This is a genomic window from Bathymodiolus platifrons methanotrophic gill symbiont (assembly GCF_002189065.1).
GTDB lineage: Bacteria > Pseudomonadota > Gammaproteobacteria > Methylococcales > Methylomonadaceae > Methyloprofundus.
Genome location: NZ_BDMN01000311.1, coordinates 1 through 7874, shown reverse-complemented (window position 1 = coordinate 7874; position 7874 = coordinate 1). Strand labels below are relative to the sequence as shown.

Below are 7874 nucleotides of genomic sequence, written 5' to 3'. Positions count from 1 at the left end.
AAGTAAGTGGCGTAGCTTGTCTAGGTGGGAAGAATCGACGCTTACTCTGATACAGAGCTGTTTCTCTGTCTTGAAAGTTCTCTTTGACGCTCCATTTCTTCTTGGTGATGTTGGTATGCACCATTTGATACTGACATATCTTTATCCTTTTAATTTTCTCTTGAATAAAATATAATTCTCTTGCGGTACAGGCAGAGGTGCCGATGACCGCCAAGGGTGATATTAATTTATTACTGGTAGAGGGTGGTTTTATACTGCCCTCTTATTTTTTATCTTTCTAGGTCTTCTTTTTCTTGTGGGATTCTGATTTCGTCAACTTGCTTTGAAACCTCATTAACAAACCGTTCTCTATCAACGTCATTATTAAAGTTATTTTGACTAAATTTTTCAGCAAGTAGTAAAGGTTTATCACTATTCATTTTTTTATTCATTGCCTCTGAATTAATATGAATATTCAGTGCTAAATCATCAAGCGGCCTATCTTTTAAAATATTATCTTCACTATGATTTTGGCTATAGCGGTTTACTAAACTGTCTGGATTTTTTGCAAATTCAGCTAATTGTTCTTTCTGTTTTTCAGAAAATGAGTGGCTGAAGTTTTCACTTAAATAGTTTAAATCATATAAGTCTCTTACTTTTGAACGATTTTCTCCAGCCTCTAATTTTTGACTGATTAAGTTTTCAATTTTATAGACTCTAATTCCATTAATAACAGTTGTATCTTGTTCATCTAGTTCTTTGGCTCTTAGTGATGTTTCTATTTTTAATCTTCTTCTTCCTTGTTCACTGGTGTAATTAACAACATATCTTTTTGTTGTTGCTGTGTCTTTTTTTAAAAGTATTTTATTAACCTTAACATTTGATCTTTTTGCAGAGTCATTAATCCTTTTTTCTAAATTAAACGCTTTTGTACTATCAAAATCTAAATCTTCTGAAAACCTATCCAGATCATAAGCCAAAAGCAATGCAGTCCCCCCCTTTAATACCGTTGGTGTATCAAGAGTAGATTTTGCAATCTCAGACATAAATTTAACATGCGTTTTTTGATCTTCTTTTAATTCAACACCTAGCTCTTCATTTTCCATACTTCTATTTTTTGCCATTGTTTTTCTGTTACAGCCGATTTAAAACTATTTATTAATAGATATAACTTTTCTTTTTCATGCTGTTCTGGGAGCCAATCATCAAGAATAATTGAACCTTCAATCTCATGCCCTTTGGTAATGCTATCAAAAACCATATCCGCAATAGCACGGTAATGATCGGCTGAAAAAACATTTTTAGTAGAGGGCTGAACCCCAGATTCTAATAGTGTTTGGTAACAATTAAAAACCCCTTTATCCCCTAGGTATTCATTTGTTGAACAGGTATCAACCCCTGCTACCGTTTTACGGGGTATAAAACTCTCATTTTCTAAAAAGTTTTCTGAAAAATGCCAGTCTCCTGTTCCATCCTCAGAGTAAATATTTAAAGCCGTAATTGCAGTAAGATAATACTTAGTATTTGTTTCTGGAAGTGTGCATTTTTTAAGTGTTATTGCAGACATTTTATTTCTTACCTTTCTAATTTTATGAGTCTAAGATAAACCCAAAATGATTGGCTCTTATCTGTTCTGAACTATATTGATCTTTAATAACTTCATGTAACCCTTCCCTCTCCAATTTTTTGATCTCTTCATAAATAAGAGGATCAAACGTAATACTATCAATAACTAAATATTTGTGGGAATAAGGTTGAGTGTAACTACCGATTCTAACTTGTTTGCTAATTGCATTCATTGAATGCTTAAAATTAAACTTAGCTTCTAATTTTGCTTGTTGGTTAATAAGGTCGGAGATAATCCACTCTATAAGTTCTTTTTCGTTACTAATCGAAGAATATTTTTTACAAAAAAACAAAACAGTTTCTATATATTTTTGCTGAATTAAATTAGGTTTTCTTAGAATTTCATCTATTGATTCATTTAAGTTTAATACTTGAATTTTACTTAAATCTTGTGCCCTATGTGTTTTAATCGTAAATGATATTTTATCGAGTCCTCGCCTCTTTTCATAAAACACTTCAATATCATATTGTTTATGACTGTTTATATCTTTAACCGCTGGTTTAAGAACTTTAGCATTAAAGTGTTTCCATTCTTGATAGCTTCCTTCATTAAAAAATCCTAAAAGCTTTCTAAGCTCATTAAAGTCAATAGAAAATAGCTTTTTAAAAGCATAAGATTTAAAAATTTCATAAAGCCTTATTGTGTTACCAGATCCAAACACTGAAAGCAGTTTTAAATCAAGTTGACAATAAGATTCAATAGGAACCATTTGCTCATATATGGAGCTTGGTATTTTTACAATCATATTGTTTTTATCGGTTGAGGGGTCATATCCAATATCAGGAAACATTGAAATAAAACGAAACCCCCACTGCCCATCATCCTTTAAAGTTTTCAACACTATTTGTTTTTTTGATAATCCTTCCGAGGCATTCATAAGGTCACGGCTTAATTGACTTTTTTTAAATAAAGTTTTATCTAACTTGTTAACTGGGAGGTTCAACAAAATACTTTCAGATGAAAATCCTTTTATGTTCTCGTCTGATCTTGATATATAAAAATCTTTAATAACATTATAAATTTCTATAAATAAATATCTTTCAAGCTTAGTCCAACTCTCACCATACTCTCCCAAGCTAAACTCCCTGTTTACCGCCCTTAATTCTCTCTCATCTTTTAATTTTACAATTTCCATTTCTATCTCCCTTCAAACCTTCTACTTTCAAAGCCTTTACAGGCCACTAAAAGCACGACTAAAAACCTTTCTCGACAAACCTTCTACTTTCAAAGCCTTTACAGGCCACTAAAAGCACGACTAAAAACCTTTCTCGACAAACCTTCTACTTTCAAAGCCTTTACAGGCCACTAAAAGCACGACTAAAAACCTTTCTCGACAAACCTTCTACCTAAAGCATAATTTCTCGACAAACCTTCTACCTAAAATCCTAATTACCTTTTATAATTAATGAGTTACACGGCCCTTATATATTCTTATATATAGTCTTATATATATTCTTAAAGAATATTGTGTTTTAAAATAAAATCTCCTGTGGATAACTATTTTTATAAACTGAAGTTTCCCAATAATTATTTATGGTAAAATTGAAACTATGCTACAACTATATGAAAAAAATAGTCTTTTCATTCGTTTCAAATGCTATTGCCTAAGGGGAATTAAGTAGGGGTTTGCTATAAACATGGCAAAACCACCTAAAATAAACCTCGATACACCAGCATTGTGTATTTCAGCTACTCAATAATTGGGAAACTTCAGTTAACTAGTTACCTGCCTTCTCGACAAACCTTCTACTTTCAAAGCCTTTACAGGCCACTAAAAGCACGACTAAAAACCTTTCTCGACAAACCTTCTACTTTCAAAGCCTTTACAGGCCACTAAAAGCACGACTAAAAACCTTTCTCGACAAATAGTATACACCTAAATGATAAATTCTCGACAAACCTTCTACCTAAATGATAAATTCTCGACAAACCTTCTACCTAAATGATAAATTCTCGACAAACCTTCTACCTAAATGATAAATTCTCGACAAACCTTCTACCTAAATGATAAATTCTCGACAAACCTTCTACCTAAAATACTAATTACCTTTTATAATTAATGAGTTACACGTCCCTTATATATTCTTATATATAGTCTTATATATATTCTTAAAGAATATTGTGTTTTTAAATAAAATCTCCTGTGGATAACTATTTTTATAAAAAGAATAAATGTTTACACAAAACCTAATGGGTAGTATCATTGTACCGTATAATGAATAAAAGGAGATTTACCATGAAAAATAATTTAATATCACAGTTTCTAAAAATAGAAAGAAAACGATTAAAAGGGTTAAATTCAGATGTTATTTTTATAACAAATAAAACTTTAGGAACCCATTATCAACAAGGCAGATTTAAAGAATGGGAGGATGGCAGAAGAAAGCCAACAGTTAAAACACATAACTTTATGCTTAAAACTGTTTTAACTAATGACTTATTAAGAGCTGGGTTAAATCAAGTTATTATTAATAGAATTATTAAAAATTGTACATTAGTAGAGGTTAAAAAATGAGTACTATAGCCATATCAAATCAAAAGGGAGGGGTGGGAAAAAGCACCATAGCAGTTCACCTAGCCTTACATTTAAGTGAACAAAATAAAAAAGTTCTCTTTATAGATTTAGACCCACAAGCAAATGCAACAAAAACTTTAAAAAAAATAGCTACTCCTTTAAATTTTTTTGCTAGTGATTTATTCAAAAAATTAGATTTCAAAATTGATAACCCTGAAATAATCAATGTTATTGAAGCTGATTCTTTGATGGCTGATGTAGAAAGATATGATTCAAATGTTTTAGTAGATTTTAAGGAAAATATAAAAAAGTTAAATGAAATATATGACTACTGCATTATTGATACTCCTCCTACTTTAGGTCTTAGGATGACAGGTGCATTAATTACATCAAATTATGTTCTATCCCCTATTGAGCTAGAGGAATATAGTATTGATGGCATAAAAAAAATGCTTCAAACTATTTTTGGGGTAAAAGAAAAGTGGAACCCTAATCTAAATTTTTTAGGAATGTTGCCGAATAGATTTAACCCTAGATCAACAGCTCAAAAAGAAACTTTAAAAACGTTAATAGAAAACTATTCACATCTATTAATTCCAGCACCCATAGGTATTAGATCATCAATACCTGAATCACTAAGCTTAGGATTGCCTGTCTGGAATTTAAAAAAAACAGCTGCGCGAGTAGCTGGACAAGAGTTTAAAAAAGCATTCAAAATTTTAGATACAACAATGAAGGAGAATAATAATGTCTAAAAATAAAGGTGTTGATTTATCAGGGCTTGATGATTTTAACCCCTCTTCTCTTATCAGTGGACAATTAAAAAAACCTAAAGAAGAGGGTTTATTAAGTTATGCCCCTATTGAAAAATTTATTGAAGATGAAAATAATGCTAGAAAATCCTATGATTCCCAAGCATTAGAAGAACTTATTAATTCAATGAAAGTAATTTCTGAAAAAACAGGAAAAAAGGTAGGCGTTAAACAACCCCTTTCTGTTAAAAAACACCCTGAAAAAGAAGGTTTTTTTATTATTAATGGAGGAAGCAGACGCTATCGAGCAGCAAAAAAAATAGGACTTAAAAAATTACCTTATTTTCTTTCTGATAATGATTCTTTTGATAATGTTGTTGATAATTTAATTCGTGATGGATTAAAAACGGAAGAAGTTGCGTTGTTTATATCAGAAAGAATAAAAGCTGGAGATAAACAAATTGAAATAGCGGAAAGACTGGGAAAAACTAAGTCTTATGTTTCAGATTATGCATTATTTGATGAATTGCCTAAATCAATTAAATCATTACTAAATAATAGATTTTGTACTTCTATGCAAGGTTTAGCTTTGTTATATAGAGCCTATAAAAAATACGAAAAAGAAGTAGATATTTTTTGCAACACTACAGAAAAACAGCTATCAACAAAGATATTGAGAGAATTTGTAGATTCGTTAAAAGCACCTGAAAGTAATACTAATCAAGAAGAGATAAGTATTATAGAAAATAATGATAATAATAATGAAGTTGATACCGATACCGATATTGTAAAAAATGAAACACCTAAAAACCTAAATAAAAAAGATAACGAAGAAAAGGGGTATGGAAAAAATGTAAATAAAAAACTGGTTCTATTAGTTGAATTTGAAAACGAGCAAGCAAGATTGGTTTTTAAAAATACCTTGGAGTATGGGAAAGTTATTATTAAAATGGAGAGTGGAGAAACAAAAGAAGTTAATGCAGATCAAATAAAAGTTTTAAGCATAGAAGAAGATTAAACCATTTATCAGAAATAGAAAAAAACCGCATCATCCTTGTATAAATACCTTGGGTGAATGCGAAGCAGAGGGCAAAGCCCTTTCTTGAAATAAGAGAAAAGTTCGTATGTACGAACTTTTAAGGGGGGTAAGAGAGAGTGTAGGATTCGCTAAACGTGTACGTTTTGCACCAATATGCTATATTGGTTCCTTTTACCCCCCCTATTTTTTATATATTGTTCGTACATATGAACTTTTTACTTATGCCTAGAATAGTAATAACACTTAAAGAAAAAGAAAAAGAAGCTTGGGAAAGTTTCTGTTCCAGTCAAAAAATGACAGGCTCAGGTATGCTAAGAAAATTAATAACGCATGTTACAAAGGGACAAATAATATTCAACAGTAAAAAAAATAAGACTCCGAAAGAGGGAATTATTTCAATGCGCTTCAATTCTAAAGATGTTGAAGAAATTGAAAAAAGAGCAAAAAAAGAAGGTTTTGAAAACAGGAGCCAGTGGGGAAGGGCTTTAATTTTAAACAAAATTGATAACCATCCAACTTTTACAATAGAAGAAATAAAAGCAATTGTAGAATCAAATAGGCAATTATCAGCCATTGGTAGAAACCTTAATCAAATTACAAGAGCTTTGAATATTGATGCTACTAATTCAAACTCACCGAGTGAAGAATTATTAATTTCTTTGTCCAAAACAATAGATAATCAACAAGGAAAAATAATGTCACTTTTAGATCAATCATTAAATCGTTGGTCTGAATAATGGCAGATTATAAAAGTTCTCTTCATGGTTTTTTAGAAGACCCTGTTAAATTTAAAACAGGTGGCGGTGGGTCAAATACAAGAGCTCAAAGAATTATACGGGGAGTCGCTATTTTTGCGAAAGCTTGTTTTGGGCATCCCAGCCCAAGCAAGCAGCAAAAACTTAACGCGACCACTTATGCCTCCGGCGGCCCCGATTCGTCCTCGTCACCTCGTCCCGACCCAACAAGGGGTCGGAACATAGGCTCCAAATGACTTGACGCCGTGTCGGATGGCCTTTTATTTTGTCTCCACCTTCGCTAACGCTCAGACTCCGACAAAATAACGGCCCTACGGCTATCGCGGACTAAAAATCATCACTTCGCTTAGGCTCCGTTTCCCTGATTTTCAGCGAAGGAAATTAAAGAAATACATTATCTTAGAGCTATTAAAAGAATGGTTATCTTTGGAGGGCTAGCGACACCTGCTTTTGTTTTTTTAGGAGGGGGTGTCGCTCTTATTCTTACAGAAGATAAAGCTTCTTGGAAAGTCCTAAATATCATGTTTACTTTAGCTTTGCTTGTATGGTGCTTATATTCGCTTAAAAGGGCTGAAAATAAAAAGGTTTGGCTGTGGGTGGGGTGGGGGTCTTTTTGGTTCCTTGGTGCGTTTGTGGAGTTCTGGTGGCCAGCTTTGGGGGTTGGTGTTTCTATTTGGTGGTATTACAAAAATGTTAGCAATACAAAAACTATTACAACTTTATTTTTTTCTTTATTTTTTTTATTAGCTGTTAATCAAGGTAATGCTTATTTTTTTATTGTCATACCACTTATTTATCTAGCATCTAAATTATAGCACCCCAAAGAGTCAAGACAGATTTTTCAACAATCCTTATTCCATATTCCTAAGCCGCTTCATTCTGCTGTTCATTAGCTAAAATACTTTCTCTATATACATTCATTGGTTTTTTATAGTCCAGGGTTTCATGAAACCGTTGATGATTATAAAACTCAATATAGTCATCAACATCTTCTATTAACGCTCTAATTGAACCATATTCATTTAAATAAATACGCTCACATTTTGCACTTCGCCAAAACCGTTCAATACAAATATTATCCGTTGCTCGTCCTTTTCCATCCATAGAAATAGTAATGCCTTTGTTTTTTAGTCGTTGGGTATGAATTTCACTGGTGTATTGACTGCCTTGATCCGTATTAAAAATTTCAGGTGTTCCGTAGAGAGAA

11 protein-coding genes are annotated in these 7874 nt (G+C 32.0%); 6 read left to right on the top strand and 5 right to left on the bottom strand.

From position 1 onward, the window contains the following. The 4 genes from CDZ78_RS22720 to CDZ78_RS16130 form a co-directional block, all read right to left on the bottom strand. Positions 1-214, bottom strand: a 214-nt coding sequence (locus CDZ78_RS22720; protein WP_211200775.1) for a hypothetical protein, incomplete at its 3' end; no start/stop codon positions are given. 55 nt (positions 215-269) lie between these two features. Further along, positions 270-1085: a nucleotidyl transferase AbiEii/AbiGii toxin family protein gene (locus CDZ78_RS16140; protein ID WP_167374356.1), complete on the bottom strand. Its 816-nt coding sequence runs from the start codon at positions 1083-1085 to the stop codon at positions 270-272. Beyond that, positions 1067-1546 carry a hypothetical protein gene (locus tag CDZ78_RS16135; protein ID WP_087870910.1) on the bottom strand — a complete coding sequence of 160 codons (480 nt, stop codon included), beginning with the start codon at positions 1544-1546 and terminating at the stop codon, positions 1067-1069. The genes CDZ78_RS16140 and CDZ78_RS16135 overlap by 19 nt, the downstream gene beginning before the upstream one ends. Before the next feature lie 22 nt (positions 1547-1568). Further along, positions 1569-2741 carry a replication initiation protein gene (locus tag CDZ78_RS16130; protein ID WP_087870909.1) on the bottom strand — a complete coding sequence of 391 codons (1173 nt, stop codon included), beginning with the start codon at positions 2739-2741 and terminating at the stop codon, positions 1569-1571. Positions 2742-3842: 1101 nt separating this feature from the next. On the opposite strand from CDZ78_RS16130, the gene CDZ78_RS16125 reads away from it, so the two are divergent. From CDZ78_RS16125 to CDZ78_RS16100, 6 genes are all read left to right on the top strand, one after another. Then, positions 3843-4121, top strand: a complete 279-nt coding sequence (locus tag CDZ78_RS16125; protein ID WP_087870908.1) for a hypothetical protein — start codon at positions 3843-3845, stop codon at positions 4119-4121. Then, complete coding sequence (locus tag CDZ78_RS16120; protein WP_087870907.1) at positions 4118-4876, top strand: ParA family protein; 759 nt, start codon at positions 4118-4120, stop codon at positions 4874-4876. Before CDZ78_RS16125 ends, CDZ78_RS16120 begins: the two co-directional genes overlap by 4 nt. Continuing rightward, positions 4869-5891 (top strand): ParB/RepB/Spo0J family partition protein, encoded by a 1023-nt coding sequence (locus tag CDZ78_RS16115; protein ID WP_087870906.1) that lies wholly within the window; start codon positions 4869-4871, stop codon positions 5889-5891. The genes CDZ78_RS16120 and CDZ78_RS16115 overlap by 8 nt, the downstream gene beginning before the upstream one ends. Positions 5892-6133: 242 nt before the next feature. Then, positions 6134-6649, top strand: a complete 516-nt coding sequence (locus CDZ78_RS16110; protein ID WP_167374355.1) for a plasmid mobilization protein — start codon at positions 6134-6136, stop codon at positions 6647-6649. After that, a complete protein-coding gene (locus tag CDZ78_RS16105) occupies positions 6649-6903 on the top strand; it encodes a hypothetical protein (RefSeq protein ID WP_087870904.1) in 255 nt (84 codons plus the stop codon). The genes CDZ78_RS16110 and CDZ78_RS16105 overlap by 1 nt, the downstream gene beginning before the upstream one ends. A gap of 144 nt (positions 6904-7047) precedes the next feature. Then, positions 7048-7482 carry a TraX family protein gene (locus tag CDZ78_RS16100; protein ID WP_307190510.1) on the top strand — a complete coding sequence of 145 codons (435 nt, stop codon included), beginning with the start codon at positions 7048-7050 and terminating at the stop codon, positions 7480-7482. Positions 7483-7531: 49 nt separating this feature from the next. Here CDZ78_RS16100 and CDZ78_RS16095 read toward each other — a convergent pair. Then, the coding region (locus tag CDZ78_RS16095; RefSeq protein WP_140414123.1) for an integrase core domain-containing protein at positions 7532-7874 on the bottom strand (343 nt) is incomplete at its 5' end.